At 49.1% G+C, this 26,430-nt stretch carries 22 protein-coding genes; 10 read left to right on the top strand and 12 right to left on the bottom strand.

Translation table 11 applies throughout. The features are described from left to right. Positions 1 to 10: 10 nt before the first annotated feature. A complete protein-coding gene (locus tag KPC83_RS05305; RefSeq protein ID WP_216278225.1) occupies positions 11 to 238 on the bottom strand; it encodes a cold-shock protein in 228 nt (75 codons plus the stop codon). A 298-nt stretch (positions 239 to 536) separates the two neighbouring features. On the opposite strand from KPC83_RS05305, the gene KPC83_RS05300 reads away from it, so the two are divergent. The 6 genes from KPC83_RS05300 (at position 537) to queA (ending at position 7,478) form a co-directional block, all read left to right on the top strand. After that, positions 537 to 2,051: a C69 family dipeptidase gene (locus KPC83_RS05300; RefSeq protein WP_216278224.1), complete on the top strand. Its 1,515-nt coding sequence runs from the start codon at positions 537 to 539 to the stop codon at positions 2,049 to 2,051. Positions 2,052 to 2,122: 71 nt separating this feature from the next. Continuing rightward, positions 2,123 to 4,285, top strand: coding sequence for a class I tRNA ligase family protein (locus KPC83_RS05295; RefSeq protein ID WP_216278223.1), 2,163 nt, complete (start codon positions 2,123 to 2,125; stop codon positions 4,283 to 4,285). After that, positions 4,282 to 4,845 (top strand): GNAT family N-acetyltransferase, encoded by a 564-nt coding sequence (locus KPC83_RS05290; RefSeq protein ID WP_216278222.1) that lies wholly within the window; start codon positions 4,282 to 4,284, stop codon positions 4,843 to 4,845. The genes KPC83_RS05295 and KPC83_RS05290 overlap by 4 nt, the downstream gene beginning before the upstream one ends. 1 nt (position 4,846) lies before the next feature. After that, positions 4,847 to 5,566: a DUF3267 domain-containing protein gene (locus KPC83_RS05285; protein ID WP_216278221.1), complete on the top strand. Its 720-nt coding sequence runs from the start codon at positions 4,847 to 4,849 to the stop codon at positions 5,564 to 5,566. Positions 5,567 to 5,570: 4 nt separating this feature from the next. Continuing rightward, positions 5,571 to 6,152 carry an epoxyqueuosine reductase QueH gene (locus KPC83_RS05280; RefSeq protein ID WP_216278220.1) on the top strand — a complete coding sequence of 194 codons (582 nt, stop codon included), beginning with the start codon at positions 5,571 to 5,573 and terminating at the stop codon, positions 6,150 to 6,152. 114 nt (positions 6,153 to 6,266) lie between these two features. Further along, the gene (gene queA / locus KPC83_RS05275) at positions 6,267 to 7,478 is read left to right on the top strand and encodes a tRNA preQ1(34) S-adenosylmethionine ribosyltransferase-isomerase QueA (RefSeq protein WP_216279274.1); all 1,212 of its coding nucleotides are present in this window, start codon (positions 6,267 to 6,269) and stop codon (positions 7,476 to 7,478) included. Between the two features lie 92 nt (positions 7,479 to 7,570). On the opposite strand, the gene KPC83_RS05270 is transcribed toward queA, so the two are convergent. From KPC83_RS05270 to cysK, 6 genes are all read right to left on the bottom strand, one after another. Further along, a complete protein-coding gene (locus tag KPC83_RS05270) occupies positions 7,571 to 8,983 on the bottom strand; it encodes a hypothetical protein (protein ID WP_216278219.1) in 1,413 nt (470 codons plus the stop codon). Positions 8,984 to 9,111: 128 nt separating this feature from the next. Continuing rightward, entirely contained in the window at positions 9,112 to 9,381 is a 270-nt protein-coding gene (locus KPC83_RS05265; protein WP_216278218.1) for a metal-sensing transcriptional repressor, read from the bottom strand. Positions 9,382 to 9,394: 13 nt separating this feature from the next. Further along, positions 9,395 to 9,631: a heavy-metal-associated domain-containing protein gene (locus tag KPC83_RS05260; protein ID WP_216278217.1), complete on the bottom strand. Its 237-nt coding sequence runs from the start codon at positions 9,629 to 9,631 to the stop codon at positions 9,395 to 9,397. Positions 9,632 to 9,689: 58 nt separating this feature from the next. After that, positions 9,690 to 12,044: a cation-translocating P-type ATPase gene (locus tag KPC83_RS05255; RefSeq protein WP_216278216.1), complete on the bottom strand. Its 2,355-nt coding sequence runs from the start codon at positions 12,042 to 12,044 to the stop codon at positions 9,690 to 9,692. 239 nt (positions 12,045 to 12,283) lie between these two features. Beyond that, positions 12,284 to 13,495 (bottom strand): tRNA 2-thiouridine(34) synthase MnmA, encoded by a 1,212-nt coding sequence (gene mnmA, locus KPC83_RS05250; RefSeq protein ID WP_253200880.1) that lies wholly within the window; start codon positions 13,493 to 13,495, stop codon positions 12,284 to 12,286. A 66-nt stretch (positions 13,496 to 13,561) separates the two neighbouring features. Further along, on the bottom strand, positions 13,562 to 14,506 hold the full coding sequence (gene cysK, locus KPC83_RS05245; protein WP_216278215.1) for a cysteine synthase A: 945 nt from the start codon (positions 14,504 to 14,506) through the stop codon (positions 13,562 to 13,564). 240 nt (positions 14,507 to 14,746) lie between these two features. Between cysK and KPC83_RS05240 the strand changes: the two genes are divergently transcribed. Continuing rightward, the gene (locus KPC83_RS05240; RefSeq protein ID WP_216278214.1) at positions 14,747 to 15,169 is read left to right on the top strand and encodes an Rrf2 family transcriptional regulator; all 423 of its coding nucleotides are present in this window, start codon (positions 14,747 to 14,749) and stop codon (positions 15,167 to 15,169) included. Between the two features lie 154 nt (positions 15,170 to 15,323). Here KPC83_RS05240 and KPC83_RS05235 read toward each other — a convergent pair whose 3' ends face one another. Beyond that, a complete protein-coding gene (locus KPC83_RS05235) occupies positions 15,324 to 16,877 on the bottom strand; it encodes an aminotransferase class I/II-fold pyridoxal phosphate-dependent enzyme (protein ID WP_216278213.1) in 1,554 nt (517 codons plus the stop codon). Between the two features lie 276 nt (positions 16,878 to 17,153). On the opposite strand from KPC83_RS05235, the gene KPC83_RS05230 reads away from it, so the two are divergent. Next, a complete protein-coding gene (locus KPC83_RS05230; RefSeq protein ID WP_216278212.1) occupies positions 17,154 to 18,032 on the top strand; it encodes a hypothetical protein in 879 nt (292 codons plus the stop codon). A 284-nt stretch (positions 18,033 to 18,316) separates the two neighbouring features. On the opposite strand, the gene KPC83_RS05225 is transcribed toward KPC83_RS05230, so the two are convergent. From KPC83_RS05225 to KPC83_RS05215, 3 genes are all read right to left on the bottom strand, one after another. After that, positions 18,317 to 20,935 carry an RNA helicase gene (locus KPC83_RS05225; protein WP_216278211.1) on the bottom strand — a complete coding sequence of 873 codons (2,619 nt, stop codon included), beginning with the start codon at positions 20,933 to 20,935 and terminating at the stop codon, positions 18,317 to 18,319. Next, positions 20,928 to 21,755: a tRNA (guanosine(46)-N(7))-methyltransferase TrmB gene (locus tag KPC83_RS05220; RefSeq protein ID WP_253200879.1), complete on the bottom strand. Its 828-nt coding sequence runs from the start codon at positions 21,753 to 21,755 to the stop codon at positions 20,928 to 20,930. The genes KPC83_RS05225 and KPC83_RS05220 overlap by 8 nt, the downstream gene beginning before the upstream one ends. Before the next feature lie 78 nt (positions 21,756 to 21,833). After that, positions 21,834 to 22,664, bottom strand: a complete 831-nt coding sequence (locus tag KPC83_RS05215; RefSeq protein ID WP_216278210.1) for a hypothetical protein — start codon at positions 22,662 to 22,664, stop codon at positions 21,834 to 21,836. 77 nt (positions 22,665 to 22,741) lie between these two features. Here KPC83_RS05215 and KPC83_RS05210 point away from each other — a divergent pair, with 77 nt between their 5' ends. Beyond that, the gene (locus tag KPC83_RS05210; RefSeq protein WP_216278209.1) at positions 22,742 to 24,589 is read left to right on the top strand and encodes an elongator complex protein 3; all 1,848 of its coding nucleotides are present in this window, start codon (positions 22,742 to 22,744) and stop codon (positions 24,587 to 24,589) included. Next, entirely contained in the window at positions 24,579 to 25,571 is a 993-nt protein-coding gene (locus KPC83_RS05205) for a spermidine synthase (RefSeq protein WP_216278208.1), read from the top strand. The genes KPC83_RS05210 and KPC83_RS05205 overlap by 11 nt, the downstream gene beginning before the upstream one ends. 84 nt (positions 25,572 to 25,655) lie before the next feature. Here the strand turns inward: KPC83_RS05205 and KPC83_RS05200 are convergent, their stop codons facing one another. Beyond that, on the bottom strand, positions 25,656 to 26,369 hold the full coding sequence (locus KPC83_RS05200; RefSeq protein ID WP_216278207.1) for a Crp/Fnr family transcriptional regulator: 714 nt from the start codon (positions 26,367 to 26,369) through the stop codon (positions 25,656 to 25,658). Between the last annotated feature and the right edge of the window lie 61 nt (positions 26,370 to 26,430).

The following is a 26,430-nucleotide window of genomic DNA, read 5'->3' as shown; positions in this document are numbered from 1 at the left end:
AGATAAGTTTCTAGGAGATTTTAACAACATTGATAGCTTGAGACTCACCGGGCTTTTTGCCAGGTCCTACCTCAAACTCAACGCGGTCGCCCTCTTCGAGTGACTTAAAGCCATCCATTTGGATTGCGCTAAAGTGCACAAACACATCGCCATGTGAACCATCAATGGGCTCATCTGGAGTGATAAAGCCAAAGCCTTTCTCGCGGAAGAACGATTTCTTGAGAGTACCGGTTGCCATACTGCTAACCCTTTCCTTCTGCCGCGCGGGGCGCGACGATTGTTTCCGCCGTTCACCGGCGTATTAGTTGACCATCTTACTCCTAGATAGCATGAAAACTATCGAGAATTGGCTCACATGCCTAATTTGAAACGGATAAACAGTTCTTTGAGCCCTCTGAGGTCTACATTGAACAAAATATGTTGCATATGCTTGTAGATGCTTGGTGTACATACTCATTATCAAGATAAATATATGCGTTTAGATTGGCGCGGCGCTACACTAGATAAACTGCAACATGTATTCAAGGAGGCCAGAAATGGCATGTACCACTATTCTTGTAGGTAAAGCAGCAAGTTATGACGGTTCAACGATAGTTGCCCGCAATGAGGATTCACCAAACGGTCAGTTTGAGCCTAAGCGCCTTGAGGTGGTACTCTCTCAAGACCAGCCGCGAACCTACACTTCGGTTGAGAGCCATCTATGCTTTGAGTTACCAGACAATCCGGTGTCGTATTCGTCGGTTCCTGATGCGCTACCTGGACACGGAATTTGGGCATCAGCTGGTTTTAACGAGCATAACGTTGGCATGAGCGCTACCGAGACTATTACCACCAATGAGCGAGTATTAGGTGCAGACCCACTCGTAGTCTATCAGCCAGCACAAGGAAAGCCCGAAGACGCCAATTATGTTCCTGAGGTGCCGGGTGGTCTTGGTGAGGAAGATTTTGTCAGCATCGTCTTGCCCTATGTAAACTCGGCACGCTCGGCTGTTTTGCGTTTGGGTTCATTGCTTGAACAGTATGGCACCTACGAATCTAATGCCATTGCTTTTTCGGATAGCAACGAGATTTGGTGGCTCGAAACCATCGGCGGGCATCACTGGATTGCTCGGCGTGTACCTGATGATGCGTATGTAACCATGCCTAATCAGCTCGGAATTGATTCGTTTAACCTCAATGATGCTGAGGGTGCGCAGCTTGAGCATATGGCAAGTGCAGATTTGCGTTCGTGGATGGAGTTGCACCACTTAAATCTTGCTCTCAACGGTGATGAGTCTGTGTTTAATCCACGTATAAGCTTTGGTTCAAAAAGTCCGAGCGACCATATCTATAACACGCCGCGTGCATGGTATATGCAGCGCACACTTAACCCATCGGATGCATGGGATGGTGCAGACGCGCGCTATACACCTGAGTCAGATGACATTCCTTGGTGTCGAGTGCCCGAGCAAAAAGTCACCATTGAAGATATAAAATTTGTCCTTTCGTCGCATTTTCAAGATACACCCTATGATTGTTATGGCTGGAAGGGAACGCGTGAGACGCGCTCGGCATATCGACCTATCGGTATTAACCGCAATTCACAGCTTGCCGTGCTGCAAATGCGTTCAGGTGATGAGCCAGGCGCAGCCGTGCAGTGGATGGCATTTGGCTCAAATATCTTTAACGCGCTTGTGCCTTTATATGCGCAGGTGAGCTGCTTTCCTGATTATTTCACCAATACAAGTGCTCGGGTGAGTACGGAGAGCTTTTACTGGGCAAATCGTTTGATTGCTGCGTTGGCAGATAGACACTATGGCGATTGCATACAAAAAATTGAGGCATATCAGCAAACGCTTACAGCTTTTGGACACCAGTGCATAGCGCGCTATGATCAGCTTTTAGCAGGACTGCCTCGCGTTCAAGCTCAGCCGCTCATGGAAGAGGCTAATCAGCTTATAGCAGAAAAGCTTAAAGAAGAAACGGATAAGCTATTGAGCACGGTGCTTTATATTGCTAGCTGTAAGATGATGTGCGGCTTTTCAATGAGTGATAATGAGCGTTCTGAATAAAGCATAGGCTGGGTTTCTGTGCCATAATGCATGACACGGTAGGTACTTATGGATAACAAAGGATAAGGTCAATGTCCAAATCGACATCCTCGCATACACGCCCTGTTTGGCCGCGCCGCGCTGTTGTGACAGCAGGTATGCCTTATGGCAACAAGGCTCTCCATTTTGGACATGTGGGCGGCGTTTTTGTTCCAGCGGACTTTTTTGCACGCTTCTTGCGCGATCGCTTGGGCAAGGAGCAGGTACTGTTTGTCTCTGGCACTGATTGCTACGGTTCTCCCATTATGGAAGGCTATCGAAAAAAGCAAGAACAGGAACACTATGCAGGCAGTCTTGCCGATTATGTTCAGGCATTTCATGATGAGCAAGCGCAAACGCTTGCAGATTTTGAGGTAGCGCTTGATATATATGCAGGCAGCGCGCTTGAACCCGCTGCTGCTATTCATCAGCAGGTTAGTACCGAGGTCATTGAGCAGCTGCACCGCCAAGGACATATGGCAAAGCGTTCAACTTTGCAGTTTTATGACCCGCAAGCGAAGCAGTTTTTGAATGGGCGTCAGGTATTGGGACATTGTCCTATTGCGGGGTGCAAGTCTGAAAAGGCCTATGCCGATGAGTGCGACCTAGGACATCAGTTTGAGCCTCAAGAGCTTATTGCTCCTAAAAGCGCACTAACTGGTTGTGTGCCTGAACTCTTGCCGGTTGATAATTTGTATTTTGATTTGCCCAAGTACCGTGACTTTTTGCGCGAGCACGTAAAACAGCTGGAAGCTGATGGCACAACCCGCTCGGTTGTGTCGAAAACAATGGCAGAGTGGTTACTGTCTCCTCAAATTCATATTCAAACACGTTTTCGCGAAGCCTATGATGTCATAGCGTCCAAACTTCCCAAACATGAACTCCAAGAGGCATCGGAGGGAAAGAGCTCATTTAGCCTGGTATTTTCTTCATGGGAACAGCGCGACCAGGCATATGCGATGCTTACTGAGGCAGAGATTCGCTTCCGCTCGGGCAAGGCTTTGGTGCCCTTTAGAATCACGGGCAATATCTCGTGGGGCGTTCCTGCGCCTGAGATTGATGGCACACATGGATTAACGTGCTGGTGCTGGCCTGAAAGCCTCTGGGCTCCCATTAGTTTTTCTCGCACCGTTCTGGCGCGTGAGGCTCAGCTGCATAATCAGGCTCAGGGATATGATGTAGCACACGATGATGCTTTGCGTGCACGTTTTGAGAGTGAACAAACGCCTATCGAGCCGCCAACTAAGCTTCATAGCTCACTTGATTGGCATGATTGGTGGTGCTCAGAAGATGCGGGAATTTATCAGTTTATTGGGCAGGATAATATCTATTTTTACGGTATTGCACAGCCTGCTATGTGGGAAGCACTTACGCAGGATTTGAACCAATCTCATTTAGTGGCAAACTATCATCTTTTATATATGGGTAAAAAGGCGAGCTCCAGCTCTGAGACACCTCCACCGCTGGCTTCTCAATTGCTTGACCATTACACCGCTGAGCAACTGCGAGCACATTGGATTTCGCTTGGTTTGGGCGAAAAGCCGGTGAGTTTTTCACCAAAGGCTTTTGATACGCGCATTACTGGTAAAACTCCTGATGGAGAGCCACTGGCCGCGTGTGATGACACGCGGGTTATAGACCCAGTGCTCAAAGAAGGCGCCATGTTGACAGGTGTTTTTAATCGCCTTGCGCGCTCCTGTTTTTATGGCGTGGCACAAAAAGAGGGCGATGAGTCTGCCTGGAAGACAGGTTGCATTCCTGCGGGTGCCCCGCAACCTGAGCTTATTGAGCTTGCGCATACTGCTGTGTTGGCCTTTGAGATGGCTATGCATCGCTTTGAATTGCATCACGCGCTTAGTATTTGCGATGAGTATATCCGTGCTGCCAATAAGCGTTGGGGTGATGCTTCTAAACAGGCAAAAGATACTGAAGATGAGGCTTTGCAGTCAGAGCGTATGTTGCAAGCCTTGCGCGATGCCTTTTATGAGCTGCGCATAGCGACCATGCTTATGCATGGTATTGTGCCTGCAGGTTGCGAGCTTATTGCCAAGCATTTTGCTCTTAATGCAGATGACTTTTTTAGCTGGGAACATATCTTTGATACAACAGATGAGCTGCTACTGAGCCTAGGAAAGTGTCCTGGTGAGCACAAAATTATTGAACTCCCACCCCGCTTTGATTTTTTTAGAAAACACGAAAGTCAGCGCTCGTTATGAGTGATGTTCTTTATCAGGATAGTGAAGGCATTACCATTCGCATGGCATGCCCAGCCGATGAAGATGCGGTTACCCATATTCTGCACGAGGGTGCGGCTCAGATTGCTCAGTTAGGCATTGACCAGTGGCAAACGGGCTATCCTGACCGCGAGGAAGCACAAGAAGATATTGCAGCAGGGCAGTGCATGGTGCTAGAAACCTCCTCTGGTAACGTAGTTGCCTCGCTTGCTTTGTGTTTGGGGCCTGATACTGATTATGAGGCAGCAGACATTGCCTGGCAGAAGGCTCCTCAACAGAACAATGTCGTATATGTTGCAATTCACCGTTGTGCAACGCTGCGCGAAGCGACCGGTCATGGCTACATGAAGTTGCTCTTTGAGGTGGCAGCACAACAAAGTGCTGCTCAAGGGGCATATGCTATACGCATTGATACACACCCGGGTAATACGGTTATGCGCGCCTTCTTGCAAAGTTGTGGCTATAGAGAGCTGGGACCTTTTACACCGGTAAGCTATGGTGAGGGTAAGGATGTGCGCATAGCGTACGAGTTAGTTATATAGCATGCAGACGAATGGGATACATAGCTTTAGAGCTCAGGTTGAGCAGGGTACATCTCATCGTATGAATGCGCCTGTTTCGCGTAATGATAACAGAGGTGAGCGTAATAATAGCAAGGCTGAACAGCCCATTTTTACTATTGACTTCTTTGAAGATGCCGAGCTTTTACCTGTACTTACAACTTACTCAATGCGCATGTTAGCTGTCGCATTGGTACTTGGCGTAGGAGCATTTTTCGCGGCGCCTTATATAATGCATGGCATTAGTTGGGCAGAGCGAGACGCATTATTGTCTGGCAAAATCTCGTGTGTAGGCTGGCTTTTGGGGATAGCTGGGTCAGTAGTTCTTTGTTGTGTGGTTCATGAGCTTATTCATGCACTCTGTTTCAAGTTATTTGGACCTGTTCATGCCTCGGTATACCTTGGTTGCAGATTTGCTCTGGGAATATGCTACGCGAGTGCGCCGGGTATTCGGTATCGGGCGCAGGACTATATGTGTATTTGTTTAGCTCCCGCAATCATCGTAAGTCTGGTATGTGTATTTATTGCCTGCTATACGGGTCTATGGCTTACGTTTTTTGCTATAGCAAGTCTTCACTTGGCGGCATGCACGGGAGATTTTTATATGGTTGCACGTATTTGGCAGTACCCACAGATTAGCTCTTGTGAGGATACAGCACAGGGCATGATTGCGTATGTTGAGGACGATGTATGTGCGGGGTGATACTATGAATACTCAACTGTTACTTCATGCTTGCTGTGCTCCCTGTTCGCTTGAACCAGTGCGGCTTTTGCGCGAAGAGGGATTTGAGCCGGTTATCTGTTGGACTAATGCAAATATTCAGCCCGCACTAGAGCGCCAGCGGCGTTTTGAGGAACTGAGCGCATGGTGTGAGCACGAGCAGCTTGAACTTATTGGCGCACCAGAAGATGAGGCAGCATGGGAAGCGTATGTCGGCCGCATCGGTTCAAAGCATCGCGAAACACGCTGTCGTGTCTGCTATCACTTGCGTCTTGAAGAGGCGTGTCGCGTGGCTGCCGAACGAGGTTTTAGCTATGTTGGCACTACGCTTGCGGTTTCTCCTTATCAGCTTTTTGATATTTGCAACGAAGAGCTGGAGCGTTTAACCGCGCGGTATCATCTTAAGCCGCTGATTCGTGATTGGCGTGCATGGTATGCTGAGGCAACCATCACATCACGCAAGCTTGGTATGTATCGTCAGCATTATTGCGGTTGTCGTTTTTCGGCAGCAGAGGCGGTACTAGAACGCATACAAGGGCGTGCTCAACGCGCACAAAACACACAGTAGCTATCTTGAGTGCGGCGCGGTTAGCTGCCTGTAGACTTGATTTTGTATGCAAGGAGCATGTTCTTCTGCGCTATGATTATCGCCTTGGATAGAGCTAGGGAGATTGTTATGCCATTGCAAACATCTGATTTTGATTATGACTTGCCTGAATCGTGTATCGCGCAAACCCCTGCAGAGCCGCGTGATAGCTGTCGTCTTTTGGTACTTCACCGTGAAGATGGCCGTGAGGGTCGTGCTCTTTTAGCTGGTGGAAGCCTTGAACATCGGCGTTTTTCTGGCCTCCTCGATTATCTTGAGCCGGGGGATGTGCTTGTTGCTAACCAGACACGTGTTATGCCAGCACGCTTGGTGGGGCGCAAGGCTCAAACCGGTGGAGTTTCTGAAATTTTGCTCCTTAAGCGTCGGGAAGATTTAGACGCGCTGGGAAGTCTCTGGGAGTGTCTGGTTAATCCAGGGAAGCGCTTAAAACCAGGAGCGCTTATTGAGTTTCGTGCAGGTGGGCTTCATGCTCCTGAGTCAGCTCCTGTTGTTTTGACCGGCGAGATTGTTGACTTTATTCCGGAGAATAGAGGTGGCCGTCTGGTGCGCCTAAGAGCGCAGGGACATACAGCAACCGGACAAAAACGCAGTCTTGATGAGGCCATCCATGCAGCGGGACATGTGCCGCTTCCTCCCTATATTACTGAGTATGAAGGTGACCCTGAGAAGTATCAGACGGTCTATGCCATGAAAGAGGAACATTCTGCTGCTGCACCTACCGCTGGTTTGCACTTTACCCCGGCGTTGATTGAGGCAATAAAGGCGAAGGGTTGTACTTGGGCACATGTTGAGCTTGAGGTGGGTATTGATACCTTCCGTTTGGTTGAAGAGGATGACCCAACGCAGCATGTCATGCACACTGAGCGCTATCATGTGCCAGCTTCGGTGGTTGATGCCGTGCACGCTGCAAAGGCAGGAGGTCACCGCGTTATTGCGGTAGGAACAACAGCGGTTCGCTCATTGGAGAGTGCTTTTGATTCAGAGGCAGCTGGTGTGTGTCCACCTTTGGTGGCACGCGGTTTTGAGGGACGCCCCGATGGTGCCGATACGCTTGGTAAGGGCGATATTGTGGTCCGTGAGCATGCAACTACGCAGCTCTATCTCATGCCGGGGTCAAGCTTTCATGTGGTTGATGCGCTTATCACCAACTTTCATGTGCCTCGCTCAACGCTTATGATGCTGGTTTCTGCGCTTGCATCGCGCGAACAGATTATGGAAGCCTATGCCGAGGCAATCCGTGAGGAGTATCGCTTCTTGAGCTTTGGCGATGCGATGTTCATCGAGTAGCGCGCGTTGCGTTTTATGATGTCTTGCGCGTGATACTGTGCTTAGCAATAGCCTCTGTGCAGCGCTAATAAAAGACGTGCAAAACTAAGACATCAGCGTAAAAAGATAAACCAGAGAACGAGCAGTATCACAATCAGTATGGCGCCACCTGCAAGAGTGGCAATAAACTTGAGGCGTGAGTCGCGTGTTTGCTCGCGAACGTGATTGGCGTGCGCTTCAAGCTGGGCAAGCTCAGCAGCCTGTTTGGTGAGCAGTGCATCTTCTTGCTGAATTAAACTTGCGAGTTCGGCTAAGCGCTCAGGGTGTGCCTTAATATCGCTTGCTTCGCTCAGTTGTGCACGTGCATCATCGAGTTCATCGGTAGCTTCCGCTATCACATGAGCTAGCTCCCGCGCAGTTTTTTCTTGCTCTGATATGCGCTCACGTAGCTCTCGCTGGCGGTTTTGAGCATCTTGTTTTGCCTTATCAAGCGTATCGCGCGCACTGTCAGCCTCTACAGTGAGTGCTTGAAATGCTTGCTTTGCGCTATTAATAGGGGCTTCGGCATCTTGAACGAGGGCATGTGCTGTTGTGAGTTGCTCTTTAAGGTCAGCCTCAATGTGCGGCAGAGCTTCTTCAGCAAGTCGCAGCTCCTCAACCGCCTCAATAATGTCATTTTGTAGCTCAGATGTGCGAACAGAATAGGCTGCCGTATTTGCAGAAGGGTTGCGTTGCACCTCGGCAAAGGCCTCGCGCAGGGTTTGTAGGCGTATGCGCGCTGTTTCAATAGCGTGTTCGGCAGCAGCAATGCCTGATATACGTTCTTCTTCTACTTTGGTGAGATTGCGTCGCGCATCATCAAGTCTGCGCTGGAGTCGTGTACCTGATTCTCGTGCACTTGCTTCCTTGGCCTCGGCAGCGTCAACTGCAGACTTAAGGCGCTTCTCAGTCTGTGTATCAGCGTCTTTCATCTGCTTGAGTTCATCTTTGAGCGTGGCAATATCAGTGTCTACCTGCTGGCGCTGAGCTTGAGCCGCATTAAGCTCACCCTCAGCAGCTACTTGCCGAGCATTTTGCTCTTGAACAATGCTGTCAAAGCGTTTGATGATGTCGCGTCGATGTTCGAGCTCTTGTATGTGTGCCTGATGATTATCATGTGCTTCGGCGTAGGCAGCCTGAGCTTCGTCAACGGCGCGTTTTGCTGCCGCAAAGCTTTTGAGCGCTTGAGCCCCTTGGCTAAAGAAGTCTGAGACCGACGAAAATGCAGATTCAGCAGGTGATGGCTCTTCATCTTCTGGCAGTATTTCAGAAGATATACTCGATGGAGCACCGGAGCTTTGGGTTTGAGCTGGCTTTTGGGCAGGCGTGCCGCCTGTACCCGAAATAATCTCAAAGCCCTGTGGCAGCGGCTCAGGGTCGTCTCCTATGCGTTCATATTCATCGCGCGTCATAATGCCCGGAATGCGACTCTTATCGCTGAGTTTTTTGCTGCTCCCATTGTTTGAGGGCTTGTTTTGTTCATCCATCCCATGCTCCTAAGCGCGTACGAATCAATTGCTACTACCATGGTAGTAGCTTACACATACTCTTAATGTGGTATACCCATACTTTCGTGAGAATTCATAGCATAGTCGAGGCGTGGAAAAAGATTGCTCTAACTCAGCTTTTCGATGACACGTTCAATCTCTTTGATTTTTGCTGTTTGCTGGGCATTATCTCCGGTGTGTATGGCGCTTGCAACGCACCCTTTTACATGGGCTTTTAATACCTCAGCATTAGTTTTTCCTAAGAGCGACTGCGTGGCCATGAGCTGTGTTGAAATATCGATACAGTAACGGTCGGCCTCAACCATGCGCATGATGCCATCAATTTGTCCACGTGCTGTTTTGAGTAAGCGAAGAATCTGTTCTGCGTCGGCCTGCATAGTAGTTCCTGCTTTAGAGCTTGGCGAGTAAGTCATGCGAAATAGAGCGCACGCCAAATGAACCTGCTCCCTCAATCGCCTGCGTGATGGCTGTTTCGTCGAGCTCGCTCTCGCTGATAAGCTCAATTTCTTGCTGCTCAAAATTAGCATCGACAGACTGTACCTGCCCCAGCTTAAGCAGCGCCGCCTCCACACGTGCTTCGCAATGTCCGCAGCGTAGTCCTTCAGTCAAAATGGTGTAGCGAATCATATAGGTTCCTTTCTCATGCTATCTTTGATGATAATACGTTGGCTTAGAGTTGTTGGTATTAGTTAGATTTTGAGAGCGAAACACTTTGCAGCCTGAGTGCATTGAGCACGACGCTCACGCTTGAGAGACTCATGGCAGCCGCGCCAAATAAGGGGCTCAACTGCCAGCCGGTAAGCGGAATAAAAAGACCGGCAGCAAGGGGGATACCGCAGGCATTATAGATAAGAGCCCAAAACAGGTCTTGCTTAATAATGCGTATAACCGCTTGGGAGAGCCGGTGAGCACGCACGACGTCCATAAGGTCGCTGTGCAACAGGATTACATCAGCACCTTCTTTTGCAATATCAGCTCCTGTTCCAATGGCGATGCCAACGTGGGCGCGAGCAAGAGCGGGGGAGTCGTTAATGCCATCTCCTACCATGGCAACCTTATGCCCAGCCTCTTGGAGGCGCTTGATGACAGCTTCTTTTTCAGATGGCAAGACCTCTGCTATGCAGGTATCTGCGTCAAGATTCACCTGAGCGCCGATAGCCTTGGCAGTGCCGCGCGTATCACCTGTGAGCATATAAACTGAGATATGTTGTTGCTTGAGAGCCTGTATTGCCTGTTTGCTACCTTCCTTTACGGTGTCTGCAACGGCGATACAACCTAGGTATTCGTCATTGCGCGCAAGGTAAAGGGGAGTTTTTCCCGCAGCGCTGAGCTGCTCGGCAAGGTCTTGAGGAATTTGAATCCCAGCTGCTTCAAGCATGCGCGCATTGCCAGCAAAGAGCTTCTGCCCTCCCTCAGTTGCCATAACACCCTGGCCAGGTATTGCAGAGAAGTTTTCAACGGGCCGGGCTACAATGCCTTGCTCTTGAGTGTAGCGAAGGATGGCCTGTGCAAGAGGATGTTCACTATTGTGCTCAAGCGCCGCAGCGAGTTTGAGGAAAGCTTTTTCACGTATAACCGGTGTGTCGTCAGGAGCAGTTGCAAGGTATATATCGGTGACTGCGGGGAGGCCAGTGGTAATGGTCCCTGTTTTATCGAGCACCACCGTATCAATTTCGCGAAGATGCTCAAGAGCTTCGGCCGATTTGAATAGGATTCCTGCTGCAGCGCCACGACCAGTGCCAACCATAATAGCAACAGGGGTTGCCAAACCTAGAGCACATGGACAGCTGATAACGAGTACCGCTACCGCCGCCGTGAGTGCAGGGTGCATGCCTTGTCCAAGGGCAAGCCATGCTACAAACGTGAGTGCAGCAATAAGGAGTATCGCTGGCACAAAGACCGCCGAAACTCTATCGGCCAAGCGAGAAATAGGAGCTTTGGTGGCATTTGCGTCTTCTACGAGTTTGATAATTTGCGCGAGAGTGGTATCTACACCAACGTGGGTTGCTTGAAATACAAAGCTTCCAGACCCGTTGACGGTTGCCTGAGAGACGGTATCGCCTAGTTCTTTTTCGACCGGAATGCTTTCACCGCTTAACATACTTTCATCAACGCTTGAACTTCCCGAAATAACAATTCCGTCTGCCGCAATTGCCTCACCGGGAAGCACGCGAATATGCTGACCAATTTGTATAAGTTGCGCATCAATGCGTTCTTCATGACCATCTTCATCAACAAGGAGGGCTGTTTGAGGGGCAAGTTGCATGAGCTGTTCTAAGGCGCTGCCGGTTTGGGCTTTAGAGTGCACCTCGAGGTATTTGCCAACCGTTACAAGCGTTAAAATGGTGCCCGCTGCTTCAAAGTAGAGATTGTCCATAGCAGTTGTCATAGCACCGTGTATATCAGCTTGTCCCAGCTGCTCAGCCATAATAAACAGGGCATAGACCGACCAGACAAGACTTGCGCCAGCACCGATAGCGATGAGGGTATCCATGGTGGGCATACGACGAAACAAAGCTCGGAGTCCCCGTGTGAAATAGGTCTTATTAACAACAACAATCGGTATGGTGAGGAGCAGCATAATAAGCGCTAGGCTCATCATGTGCTCGTGTCCGGCAAGTGCGGTAGGGAGTGGCCAGTTGAGCATGTGTCCCATGCCAAGATAGAGAAGAGGAACCCAAAAGATAAGAGAGACGCCTAAGCGTTGTTTCATGCTTTCAGCTTCGAGATGAAGTTTTTCGCTTGTGCGCAACTGCGCTTGAGTAGTAGCTTTTGCAGATATGCCTGTTTGGTCTGATTGATGTATGTGCACAGCTGCCGAGCTAGTGGGAAGCGGCTTGGCACCATAGCCCGCGTGCTCAACCGCGCGCACAATATCTGCTGTCGATATAATCTCATCATCTATGTCAACGGTCATAGTCCCTGCAAGCAGGTTAACCTGTACCTTTGTAACACCGTTTTGCGCACGCACTGCCCGCTCAACATGAGCTTGGCAAGAAGCGCAGGTCATGCCGGTAATATCAAATTTGAGTTGCTCCATACAAATCTCCTTGCTACTGCTTTCTTGAGTTATGATACCCCTCCCCCCGGGGGTATTCAAACGAGAGGGGACGCGAACGTAAAAGCGGATAGGTAGTTTAGTTTGCTATGCAAGTTTAGCGGCAAGCTATGTCCTAGCTTATCCGTCATAGGCGCTGAAAGAGATGACTTATGTGCCGTAAGGGTTGTAAGAAATGACTTGCCTGCTAAAAGAGTTGTAAGAGTTTCTATAGGCGCATGTTATGCGTTGTGGCGTGGGAATGCCTGTATTGCTGTGCCACCACCTAGCACAACATCGCCTGCATAGACAACAACTGCTTGCCCAGGAGCGATTGCGCGCTGGTCCGTATCAAAATTGATGCGCACGCGCCTGTGCGGCAGTTCTGTCTCGGTATCCCACAAAAGACGCGCTGGTTGAGGCTCTTGGTGGTAGCGAATACGTGCAAGAACAGGTAGACCCTCAGCATGAGCGTTATAGTCTTCATCGAGAAGCTCATGAATCGCATGAGCAGGAACGCTCCAAATCCAATCATCAGCAAGAAGCCCTGATGACATCAAATCAGACTCTTCGCCGAGTGTGACGGTATTTGCTTTGGCATCAATATCTACGACATAGACAGGGTGAAGCATAGCCACGCCTAAGCCCTTGCGCTGCCCAATGGTGTAGTTAAGAGCTCCAAGGTGTTGTCCGATAACTTCACCTTGGGTGTTCAAAATATCTCCTGGCTGTAGGGCTTTGCCGGTATGCTCCTCAATATAGTGTGCATAATTGCCGTCCGGCACAAAACAAATTCCCTGACTATCCTGTTTTTCGGCGTTGATAAAACCCTGTTCAGCAGCAATGCGGCGCACATCGCGTTCTTTGATAAGGCTGCCAAGCGGGAGTAGGGTATGTGCTAGCGCGTGTTGTGTTAGTGCGTAGAGAACGTAGCTTTGGTCTTTAGTAGAATCCAGCGCGCGGCGCAAGGTCCAAAAAGACTCGTTGTTAATACGCGTTTGAATGCTATTGAGCAGCGGATATGCGTTGAGTTCTGTGTTTGGCGCTATGCTCTGAATTTGCGCATAATGTCCCGTGGCAATAGCGTCAAAGTCATGTTCAAGAGCATATTCTGCCAAGGCACCAAATTTTAGAAAACGATTACAGTCGATGCAGGGGTTGGGAGTATATCCTTGCTGGTAGCTGTGAACAAACTTATCGATAACCGTGCGCTCAAAGATGTCGCGCATATCAAGTACGTGATAGGGAATGCCAAGGCGTGCGCACACAGCCTCAGCATCAGCTATATCGGCAAGAGAGCAGCAGGTGCGTCCACCCTCATCACCAAAGCTGCGAGAACAAGTAAGGCGCATCGTAGCGCCAACACATTCATATCCTTCTTGCTGGAGGACATACGCAGTCACACTTGAGTCAACGCCTCCGCTCATGGCTACAAGCACGCGGCCTCGAGACACACAAGCTCCTTTCACATACACTTTGCAATTTGAATATTCTTGCACAGAAGCAAGCTTGCCGTAAGTTTAATTTTGCTCACCAAACAAAGGCGTTGAGAGATAGCGCTCACCGGTATCTGCAAGCAGAGCAACGATGGTTTTATTGGCATATTCAGGACGGCGAGCAACTTGCAGTGCTGCCCAAATTGCCGCCCCTGATGAAATGCCCACCAGAACACCTTCATGCTTTCCTACTGTGCGTCCAGTTGCAAACGCATCATCATGGTCAACAGCAATAATTTCATCATATATGTGTGTGTCAAGTACATCAGGAATAAAGCCTGCACCAATGCCCTGGATTTTATGAGGTCCAGCAATCCCTTTAGACAAGACCGGTGAGCCAGCAGGTTCAACAGCAATAATCTTAATATCAGGATTTTGGGCTTTGAGATAGCGGCCAACTCCTGTAATGGTTCCGCCGGTGCCAATACCAGCCACAAATGCGTCAATTTGACCGTCTGTGTCGTTCCAGATTTCGGGGCCGGTGGTTTCTTCATGGGCACGTGGATTGGCGTCGTTTTCAAATTGACCCGGAATAAAGCTCTGTTCAATACGTTGGGCAAGCTCTTTCGCTTTGGCAATTGCACCATTCATGCCCTCAGCGCCGGGGGTCAAAACAAGTTCTGCCCCATATGCTTTTAACAACAGGCGACGTTCAATACTCATGGTTTCCGGCATGGTAATAATGAGGCGATAACCACGGGCTGCCGCAACACTGGCAAGCCCAACGCCGGTGTTACCGCTTGTGGGTTCAATGATGGTATATCCTGCATGAGGTGAAATAATACCTGCCGCCTCAGCGCTATCAAGCATTGCTTTGGCAATACGGTCTTTGACCGAACCGGCTGGATTGAAGTATTCGAGTTTTACCAGTATGCGCGCTGCGAGTTTTTGTTCTTGCTGAAGATGAGTAAGTTCAAGCAGGGGCGTATGGCCGATAAGTTGGTCAATGCTGGAATAGATGTTGCTCATAGGATGCTCCTTTTTAAGCGATGGGTACGTAAATCTTCTATAGTGAGATATATTACCTACAACCATTAGGGTAATAGGATAAATAGATATTCTGATGAATTTCACACATATACTAGCAGCTCTGAGTTCATTCTATGAGCTGGTATAGGACTCTGAAAACCAAATACGTGTTGGAGTGCTGACATTTGGGAAAAACCCTATAAACTGATAGGATATTGAATATATGTTTAAGGAGGCTTGATGCTTGTTTCAACAAAAGGTCGTTATGCACTGCGTGTCATGATTGATTTGGCGGAGCATCAAGCTCAAGGTCGGATTCCCCTAAAAGACATTGCTGCTCGCCAAGAGGTTTCAGAGAAGTATCTCGAAAACATTTTGTCAGTTTTGGTGCGTAGCAATTTATTAGCAGGTATGCGCGGTAAAGGTGGCGGCTATACCTTGATGGTGCCTCCTGACCAGATTCGCGTTGGTCAGGTGTTGCGTATAACTGAAGGCAGTTTAGCTCCAGTATCGTGTTTAGATAATAAAGCATCTACAAGCCCCGCGGATGCACCCATGCAGGAGATGTGGGCAGAGCTTGACCATCTAATTAACGACTACCTTGATGGCATTACCATTGCTGATTTGGTGGCAAAACCACGGAGTTTTGATTACGTTATTTAGTTAAGTTTCTTTTGCAGCTGGTGTGGCTTAATCGTGCGTCATGCAGAGCGGTGATAACTCGGTTTAATTGTGCTACACGCAATATATACGAAAACAGCTACAGGGCATACATATGTTGCACACCCTGTAGCTATTGCTGTAGTTGTCGCGCTACCTAGTTTTGGCGATACGTTGATAAGAAGTCGGCGAGGTCTTCCATGCATTCGGTGAGTACCCGTCGGCGGGGAAGATATACCACCCGGAAATGGTCGGGCTTATGCCAGTTAAACCCTTTGCCTGGCACTAAGAGCACATGCTTCTCATGAAGCAAGTCAAGGGCAAACTGTTCATCATTGGTGATATTGAACTTTTTAGTATCAATTTTAGGGAAGATATAAAATGCCGCCTTGGGCTTTACTGCGCTAATTCCAGGAATCTGGTTAAGCGCCTCATAAACCAGTTCGCGTTGGTCAAAAATTCTCCCCCCAGGAACAAGATAGCTATTGACGCTCTGGTGCCCACCAAGTGCTGTTTGTACAACAGATTGAGCTGGTACGTTAGAGCATAGTCGCATATTGGACAGCATATGTATGCCCTCAATAAGGTCTTGAGCTGCACGTATATTGCCTGACAAAATCATCCAGCCAATACGAAAGCCAGCAATCATGTGACTTTTTGAGAGTCCTGAGAAGGTGATGCAAAACAAATCGGGTGCTAAGGATGCAATAGGTATATGTGTATATCCATCCATGATGAGGCGGTCATAAATCTCATCAGACAAAATCATGAGTTGATGAGAGCGGGCAATGCTAACAATTTCTTCAAGGATTTCACGGGCATAGACAGCGCCGGTAGGGTTATTAGGGTTGATGATGACAATCGCCTTTGTACGAGGCGTTATTCTTTTGCGAATATCATCAATGTCGGGGTTCCACTCGGCTTCTTCGTCACAGATATAGTGTACCGGCGTGCCGCCGGCTAGGGTTACACAGGCGGTCCAAAGCGGATAGTCGGGGCTTGGGATTAGTATTTCGTCGCCGGTTTCAACGATGGCTTGCATACACAAATTGATAAGCTCAGAGACACCATTTCCGGTATAAATCTGGTCGAGACCAACATTGGGTATACGGTTGAGCTGGGCATATTGCATAATGGCTTTACGCGCCGAGAAAAGTCCACGTGAATCTGAGTACCCTTCACACTCAGTTAATTGCTGGCGCATATCTTGAACAACTTCATCGGGCGTACGAAAGCCAAATGGTGCAGGGTTTCCAATATTGAGTTTGAGCACGCGCACACCTTCTGCTTCCATGCGGGCAGCCTCATCTACAACGGGTCCGCGAACATCATATAAAACGTTGTCAAGTTTGCTTGATTTTTTGAATTGTCGCATGAGGGTACTCCTTGGGTTTTGTGGGGGTGTGTATTGAAATGACAAATCGGTGCTTGCAGAACGTTTAGGGGTTTTGAGGTCTTGTGCCTCGTGAGAGATAGGAATGCTCGAAGGCAATTCTCCTTGTATGAGCCAGTTTTCAGACACACCAAGGAGCTGCGCCAGTGTATGCACTACATCAGAACGAGGGATGGTCTTGCCGCTGAGATATTGACTCAATTGGCTTTTGCCGAGCTTTTTACCACAAGCCTCAGCAGCCCGAATAAGGTCAACCTGTTTGATGCCACGGTCATCCATGACATTTTTTAGGCGCTGTGCAAAGCTCGTTGTTCCCATAAAGCTCCTAAAGTTCAAGAATGAGCAAGTAGTTCAATATTATTTGACTATAGCAGTTCAAAATTGAACCTAAATTGAACTTTTGAATTTCTATAAGTAGCGGGCTTTTGATGTAACTGCTAAGCGCAACGTGGATGCAGTCCATGTTTCGCCTACACTGGTCAACCGCTGGGAGCTCCGGAAGGAGTTTATACGGACACCGATGATCTATGTGAATAATCCCAGTGTGCGTGAAAACGCACGTGTGGCGCTGTTTGGCGCAGGAAGAGGAATGGCATGAATGACGAGAACCTGGTAGAGGCTTGCGAAGTTGCTATTGAAACCGAGCTTGTAAGCTCGGAGCCTGAGGTGATGAGTGAAGTTGAGACAATGGAGTCTCATGTTGCGGTGGATCAAAAGAAACTCAATGCTGATTTAATTGAGCGTATTAAGCATGCTGAAAACTTATTATTTCGTCGTCGCGTAGCGCTTGAGCGCGGTGCTGAGGAGAAATCTTCGCAGGTACAAGAGCTTGCGCGAGCGATAAAGCTGTTGGAGCTCAAGCCCAAGATGGAGCAAAAAGAGATGTCTGATTTGCTTGGCATGCGTCTGCGTGACCTAGATGCTCTGCTTGCTCAAGCTGAAAAGCACGATATTGTTGGTCGCATTGAGCCTTCTGAGCCTGATATGCGCTCTGTTGTGGTGTTTGCAAGTGAGGATGCTGCCCAGCGGGTGGGCGAGATTGCAGCGCAGGATGAGCCGCTGGTACCTGGTCTTGGAGCAGCAGAGTTCCAAGAGCTTTTTGCTCAGCTTGACCGTATTATTGACCCATTGGTTGCGCTTGGCTTAGACGGCGATACTGAGCGCCGTGGCGGCCGTGATTCATTTGATAGCCGTGGTGCCCGTGGTAATCGTGGCAGTCGCGACAGCCGTGGTTCACGCGATGGCGATCGTAGCCATGGCAGGTTTGGCGCACCGCGTATGGGTTTTGGCGGCTCACGCGGCGGACATTCTGACCGTGGTGACCGTGGTGGTCGTGGTGGCTTTGGTGAGCGTCGCGACCGTGGTGGCTTTGGTGAGCGTGGCGGCTTTGGCGAGCGCAGTGGACATCGCGACCGTGGAGGCTTTGGTGAGCGTGGTCCTCGCAAAGACCGCGGTGGATACGGTCGCCGGTAAGGCAGTGTTGTAAAGAAAGGTCTTTGCGGCGCAGTCTTCGCCTTGATGCTGCCCGATAAACGTACCAACTAATTTGCACAACAAAGCAGATATGAAGCATGTTTTGTAGATGAGTACCACTATTTAGCTAACGCAATGAAGGCTTTATAATCCTTGAAGAGAGCGGCATAGTCGTAGCATATGCGACTATGCCGTTTTGCAGCTCGCGATAAGGTTTCATCTATCAAAGATAAACCATCAGCAGATACTCGGCCAAGCTTTTGTGATATTAATAATAAGCGTGCTTACTCATCATCATGCAAGAGGTCTTCAATGACACCAACGCGATAGTTTGAAAAGACCACGCCATCGCTTGACTGCGTAGCATCAATGTCAATATCTGCCATAATGCTGAAGTCATGGTCGCCTTCGCTATCATGAAAGACCTGTTGAACACGCCAGATATGCTCACTGTTCTCTAATGATTCATCGATATGGAAGAATTGATAAGACTTGGCATCGGCATCAACAAGCAATTCCTCGTGCTCTGCAAAAAAGCTTGCAAGCACTCGTTTCCAGCGATGATGTCCAAAGCCCCAGGCTTCATCAAGAGTTCCCAGTTGTTCAACATCTTGACGTGCAGCAAGCTGAATGCGGTGAAAGAGCGCATTGCGCACCAGCAGCGTGAGTCCACGCCGATCAATAACAACCGCCTGTTTATTAAGACGCGGCAGCCCCACCGCTTGACCAGCTTGCTCCCACTCCTCAACTAAGCTGGAATCAACAGAGCTAATAATCAATCCAAGCCATGATACGATTTCGCGGAGTTCATCGCTTACGTGTGCGTCTGGAATGGTTCTGGCAAGTGCACGGAAGGCTTCGGTGAGATAGCGCAACAAGATGCCTTCACAGCGCTCAATTTTGTATTGTGCAATGTAGCTCTTGAAATCGCAGCCACATTCGAGCATATCGCGCAAGATGCTTTTTGGTGAAAGTTCATAATCGCGCGCCCAAGGAACCTTTGCGATATAGAGCTCAAACGCCGCTTGTAATTGTTCTTCAAGTGGTTTGGGATAGCTTATCTCAGCAAGTCTTTCAAGACGCTCTTCATATTCAATACCCTCAGCTTTCATAGCAAGCATGGCTTGGTTCCGTGCCTGATGCTCCTGAGCTCGCAGGATTTGTTTGGGGTTTTCGAGTGTTGCCTCAACAAATGAGATGAGATCGAGCGTGTAACTTTCAGACTCGGGGTCTAAGAGTTCAAGGGCAGCGAGCAAGAAAGGAGAAAGCGGTTGGTCAAGGGCAAAATCAAGGGGAACATCAACGGTTAGCTGATAGTTTGAGGGCACATCTTGTGCAAAACCAACGGTGCTTGTATGCACATCGTCCACGGGTGTCTGAATAATAATTTGAGCATCGAGCAGCGTGGCAAATATTTCTGCCGCACGCGCCCTTAGGTTTTCTTTTTGCACGGGCGTTTGCAATGAGTTGTCAATCAGCTCAAGGATACGACCCCAAGCATTGCCACCTTGTGATACCTCGGCAAGAACCATGGAGTGCGTAATGCGTAGTTGGGGCTTGAGTGTTTCAGGCGCACGTTCAATAAGCTGTTGAAAGCTTTGCTCCGTCCAGGTTACAAAGCCCTCAGGCGGCTTCTTTTTCTTGAGGCGCTTCATCTTTTTAGGGTCACCGTATGCTTTAAGCTCAGCTTTGTGATTTTCAATCTCAAACTCAGGAGCTTCAACTATAACAACGCCCTCTGTATCAAAACCGGAGCGGCCCGCGCGTCCGGCAATTTGGTGAAACTCGCGTGATTTAAGTCGCCGTTGCCGTATGCCATCAAATTTGGTTAGACCCGTGAGCAGTACTGTGTGAATCGGTACGTTAATTCCCACCCCAAGGGTGTCGGTTCCGCAGATAACTGGCAGCAATCCTTGCTGAGCAAGCTTTTCTACCAAGAGGCGATAGCGCGGGAGAAGTCCTGCATGGTGCAAACCAACTCCGCATGATAGTAAGTGTTTGAGCGTTTTTCCAAATGCTGTGCTAAATCGGGCAGTTTTGAGCGCCTCTTTAATTGCTTCCCGCTGTTCTTTGCTGGTAACTCCATAGCTTGCAAGTGCACGAGCACTGCCAAGCGCACTATCCTGAGAGAAATGAACAGCATAGATAGGGGCTCGTCCAGCGCGCAGGGCAAGCTCAACGGTGGCTTCAAGTGAGGTTTTAACATATTCATAGCTCAAAGGCACCGGTCGCGCGGCATCGTCTATGACTTCAACTGGGCGCTCGCTTTGCCGTTCAAGACAGGCAATGATGGAGCTCATATCGCCCAGTGTGGCGCTCATGAGTAGAAACTGCGTGTGAGGAAGCGTGAGTAGGGGCACCTGCCAAGCCCAGCCGCGATCTGGGTCAGAGAAAAAATGAAACTCATCCATGGCAACTGCGCCAATATCAGCTTCGGCGCCCGCGCCAAGTGCTTGGTTTGCCAGAATTTCTGCCGTACAGCATATGATGGGGGCATTGGTGTTGATGTGAGAGTCGCCGGTAATCATGCCAACGTTATCGCGTCCAAAAATCTCAACAAGCTGAAAAAACTTCTCTGAAACTAAGGCTTTAATTGGTGCGGTGTAGTAGCTTCGTTGTCCAGTTGCGCATGCCATAAAAAGCAGCCCAATAGCAACGAGTGATTTACCCGATCCTGTGGGGGTTCCAAGCACCAGATGGCTTTGTGTAGCAAGAGCAAAGAGCGCGTCTTCTTGGTGCTGCCAAAGTGTAATGCCGCGTGCGTTAACCCAAGCTACATAGCGCTCATAGGCCGTTTCAACGTCGAGCCATTCTTCGGGCTCCTCGCCATGTTCTGGCTCCCACCACGTGGGAGCCAGTGTTGAGAGTGAGCCATGAGCGAAGGCATCAAAGTCGTCAGGCATGATGTGCCTTTCGTTCTTGATTGGCACGTCGATAGCGAAACGCCTGAATTGCCCAAGACATGCCATGGGGTATATAAGCATCCTCATATAGATTATCAGGAATATATGCAAACAGGCTTTGTTCTGCTGTGCGCGCGGTTTGAATCATATCGGGGGTGGCAGGGCCGCTGGGCTCGGCAATCAGTCCAAGTGTTACAGCGCCCTCTGCACTAAGTTTGCGCTCGTATTCGCTCACGGGGAGCTCGGGCATATCACGGCGTAGATTGTGAGAGAGCAGGCGAATAGAAAAGCCAGCGCCATGCAGTTGCGTTAGGCTAAAGTCCAGAAAAGGCTGACTGTCGGTGCGTAAGAGTAGCTGACCGTTCGTTGCAAGAACATGTTTATATTCAAGCAAGCGATCAAGCTGGGTAGTGCGAAGTGCCGCTTGTTTTTTGCGCGGAAAAGGTGTCGGAAAGCTGAGGCTTATATAGTCAACCTCATGTTCAGCAAACAGTTGACACACCTGGTTAGCGCGCGCGGGAATTACCAGTGCGTTTGATAGCTTATGCTCATAAATTGCCTGTGCGGCATAGGCAATACATATAGGCTCAGCATCAATGCCAATAACTAAGCGTTCAGGGTGTGCGCGTGCCACCTCAACAAGGCTTGCACCTTTACCGCAACCAATATCAAGATAAAGAGCGCTAAAAGGAGCCTGCCCAAGAGGTGCGGCAGCGTGCTTCCATATGCCTCGCCAGCTTTGCGGCATAAGCTCAATGGCGCGCTCATAGCGTTTGAGACGTTCTTCTAACACAAAGTTTTTGGGCAGACGCGCGTGCACATAACTCCTTTTCTTGTAAGGGTATCCATTGTATGCGAGCGTGAGGACATAATGCGGGTAGAGCAGCGTATATCTTTGCTACATGCGACGAACAAGAAGATAGCGGTTAAGGTTTCCGTTTGCTCCGTCGGCAGAAAAACGCACAATCTCGGTAATAGGTGCCGAACTTGCGGCAAGGATGTCATCAATCTCGCTGTCGTCAAAATGATGACAATAGCGCAGGTACCGATAATCTTGCTGCCAAGCAAGGAGATGGTCATGAGGTTCAAGGGATGCAAGCACCGCTTGTAGTTCGGGCTGAGACTTGGCGTATGCATGCACTGCCGCTGTTTTTTTTGCAAGACTGTTATCGTTCATAAACTGCCAAAATGAAAGCGCTATACAGGCGCCTGGAACACAGCGCTGAATCAGGGCATTAAAAACGCGTATACGCAGCTCAGAGCTGGGAATATGATGCATAAAACCAAAGGAGACGGCCAGATTATATAAACCCTGTCCCGGAAGCGGTGTATTGGTGCGCACGGCTTTTAGAATGTCTATGGTGTGCGTTTGAATTATTGAAGGCATCTGAGCTGTGTTTGAGCAGCGTATATCGCAGGGAACTGCATTTGAAGTATCTGCATCATGCGGTGTAGCATGCAAAAGCGAATCTGTTATATCAAGTGCATCATAGAGGTTCAGTTTTAGGTGCGTCTCGCGTTGTAAAAAGTGAGCAAAGCGCAAATTTCCCGCTGCACAGTCAAGCACTCTGAGTGCATTGGTTTGATGCGCGAGCTCATGTTCAATATGTGCTAAAAGACGTGTCCAGCCCTGCCAAGGGGCTTGGCGCGTGGCAGAAAAGGATTGTGCATGATGCTGGTAAAAGTCTCGATTGAGTCTACATAGCGCATCGATGTCTGATTGCTTCATGATGAGTTTCTCCTTAGTCGCTCGTACTAGTCTATACAATTCATTTGAGTATGTGCATCTGGGGTTACAATGAAGCCATGGAAGATTTGATTTGTCGCATAGTGGACTGCCTTCGCCAAGGGCAGCATCTCGATGACCGGGCGCTGGTTAAGCTTATGCATGAGCAGCTTCGGCGCGATGGTGTACCAAAACAAAGCTATGCAAAACGGCGACTTTTACCCTTTTACCAGAAGGTTAAGGCGGAGGACCCCAAGCGCTGGCAGCGGTGGAATATCGACCCTGAGCTTGAACGCGCTTTGATAGCGCTTCTTCGCATGAAGCCACGGCGCAGTGCTTCGGGGGTCGCCACCATTACGGTTATTACCAAGCCATGGCCATGCTCGGGTTCTTGTATTTTTTGCCCGAACGACTTGCGCATGCCAAAAAGCTATCTTCATAAAGAGCCTGCGTGTGAGCGTGCAGAACAACACTATTTTGACCCCTATTTACAGGTGGCGGCACGGCTAACAGCGCTCAAACAAATGGGACACCCTACCGATAAGATTGAACTGATTGTATTGGGGGGTACCTGGAGCGATTATCCTGAGCCGTATCGCATTTGGTTTATTGCAGAGCTTTTTCGTGCGCTTAATGATGATGCTTCTTTGCAAGAGCGTGATGTTGTGGTTGTTCAGCGTCGCACGTGGTATGAGGAGCACGGTTTTCCTCAAACAGAAGATGAGCGTGTGAGCGCGGTAGCTGGTTTACAGTCACAGATTAATCAGGGTGCGATGAGCTATAACACAGCTGTAGAGCGCCTATATGGTAGGCACGCTGGTTGGATTGCGGCTGCAGATATGCAGCAGGCAGACATGGATAGCTTGTATGAGCTGCAAAAGACTAATGAACAGGCAATACATCGTGTAGTTGGGCTTGTTATTGAAACGCGCCCTGATACAGTAACACCAGAGGCACTTACCAGCATTCGGGCGCTTGGGTGCACAAAGGTGCAAATGGGTATTCAAAGCCTTGACCAGCATATTCTTGACATCAATCATCGCGGCATGGGCGTTAAGCGCATTGCGCATGCTTTTGCGTGGCTGCGTTTGTTTGGCTTCAAGCTTCACGTGCACTATATGGTCAATCTTATGGGAGCAACTCCTGAGATTGATTGCGCACAATATAGGATGCTTGTGAGTAATCCAGCATATTGTCCTGATGAGGTTAAGCTCTATCCCTGTGCACTCATTGAGAGTGCTGAGCTTAATCACTATTATGAAACGGGCGCGTGGCAAGCGTATGACGAGGATGATTTGCTGAGAGTTTTGCAGGATAACGTGCTTGAAACGCCGCCATATTGTCGCATTTCGCGTATGATTCGAGACTTTTCTTCTGATGATATTGTTGCAGGAAATAAAAAACCTAATTTGCGGCAGATGGTTGAGCGCAGGCTTTCGCAAGGTTCAGAACATACATCGGTTCAGGAGATTCGCTTTCGTGAAGTGGGTACCGCTGAGGTAGATGCGCAAAGCTTGTCTCTGCATGAGTTTTGCTATGACACCAGTGTGAGCACCGAATACTTTTTACAGTGGCTTGATGCTACAGGTCATATTGCTGGGTTTTTACGGCTTTCATTGCCAAAACAAGAGCTTGTAGCTGCGCATATTGATGTTTTACCAATAGCTTTGGGTGAAGCAATGATTCGTGAGGTTCATATTTATGGCGCAACTGCACGTCTTGGAGAGGCGGGTCAGGCAGCGCAGCATACGGGACTGGGAAAGGCTTTGATACAGCGTGCGCTCGAGATTGCAGATGAGGCTGGCTATGAGCGGATGAATGTTATTTCTGCCGTTGGTACTCGTGGCTATTACGAGCGCTTGGGTTTCCATATGCACGGCTTGTATCAGCAGCGCCTTTGCAGAAGGGATACCTGTGATGAAATATAACAAGACAGCCTTAGCGATTGGCGGGCTTGTCGCAGGCTCGGTGCTTGCGTCCGCTGCCTTTGGAGCAGCGTATCAGTGTATCCACGTTCGTCGCTCACGTTTTGGTTTTATGAAGGTGTATCTAACGCGAGATCCGACGGGCGAGCGGGTACGTGTTCTTAATCAGGGTGGCGTCTACCAAAGTGCAAGCTATCTTAAAGACCGCTGTTTTGAGCCTGTTTTTGCTTATTATCGAGGGTTCGATGCGCTGTTTCATGACGTGCTGCATTCTGATTGGTATCCGCACCATATCTTGCTTTTAGGCGGTGGGGGTTTTTCGTATCCAAAGCATCTTCTAACAACACAAAGTCATATTCATCTTGATGTTGTTGAGATTGATGCGGCTATTATTCGCGAGGCGAGGCGCTGGTTTTTTCTTGATAAGCTCGAAGCACGCTTAGAGGATTCATCAACTGCGCAAGGAAACAGTCTACGTATCATCGAGGCTGAAGGACGTGAGTTTTTGGAGCGCGGCGTCGGGCAGGTGGTATCGCGTACACCTCAAACAGTAGAGACACTCGGGTCTGTAAATACACGTTTTAGTGCCGATATGGTGGGTGGTCAGCTGCGCGTGTTGTCTGAGGACGAGATTGCTTGTCCGCACTATGACGTAATTATTCAAGATGTATTTGTGGGACGAAATCCCGCGTTGCAATTGGCAAGTGTGGAGGCGGCACGAGCTGTGCGAGCACGCCTTGCCTCAGATGGTTTGTATTTGGTGAATGTTGTTTCATCGCAAAAGGGTGCGAACATGCAGTTCTTGCAGCAGGAAACAGCGAGTTTGCTCGAAGTCTTTCAGCATGTACACATCATTGAAACAAGCGATGAGCTGTGGGGTGGTGAGCGCAATTTCTTGTTGCTTGCAACCGATCGTGATGCTCAATTTGTAGATGAGATAGCCTTTAATCAGGAGTTTTTAGGCACGCCGCTACATGACGCATAAGGGTAGCGTGTTATAGCTTGGCGCAAAAGATTGTGCACATGAGGCTATGACTGACGGGTGGCTGTGTGCTTTATTCAAGGGGGCTTAGCTTAGCTCCTCAGGGGCAACGAGCAATTCAAACTGAGAGCGTCTGGTATACAGTATCTGGTCGCGCTGCAAACGGCTCATCTCACTTGAAAGTGCCGCTCGGTCAACTCCTAAGTAGTCGGCAAGTTCTTGACGGTTAAAGGGTATGGTAAAACGTGTTGATTTTGCGCGTGTTGCCTCTGTGCTCAAATAGGCAAGTATCTTTCCGCGAATAGTTCGTGGGTTGGTGTGAATGCTGCGTTCTGCAAGTTGAATATTCTTTTGAGCTGAAAGTTGCAAGAGATTTGCGGCGAGTTTAGCGTGATGCGGGCAGCCGCGCATGCTGGGCTGGAGTATGGTTTTGAGTTTGAGAAAAAGAATACGGCTGGGACGTGCGGCTATGGCGTCAACAAGGAGCTGAGCCTGAGGGACACAGGCATAGCTTTCACCAAAAACATCAAACTGCTTGGCATAGCCTAAAATCATCGCGTTGCCCCATATGTCGCTTCGTTGTATGCGCACACCTCCCTCAAGCACAATACCAAATGACTGCGTGGTATCTCCCATACGAAGGATATATTCGTTTGTTTGATAGGAAAGCTCACGAGCGTCCATACAGCTCAGCATGCAGGCAATTTCTTGTTCGTGCAGGTTTTGAAAGGCACTACAGTGTTGTAGTGCTGCAATGCGTTGTTGCTGGTTGTAAGTCACCGCTGGTATCTCCTTAGACAAAATCAACACCTTGTTGAATATAAGCTTGGTATCTGTGCGCCACGCGTATCAATTTTTGCCG

The organism is Collinsella sp. zg1085 (assembly GCF_018889955.1).
GTDB lineage: Bacteria > Actinomycetota > Coriobacteriia > Coriobacteriales > Coriobacteriaceae > Collinsella.
This window is presented reverse-complemented; position numbering and strand designations above follow the sequence as displayed.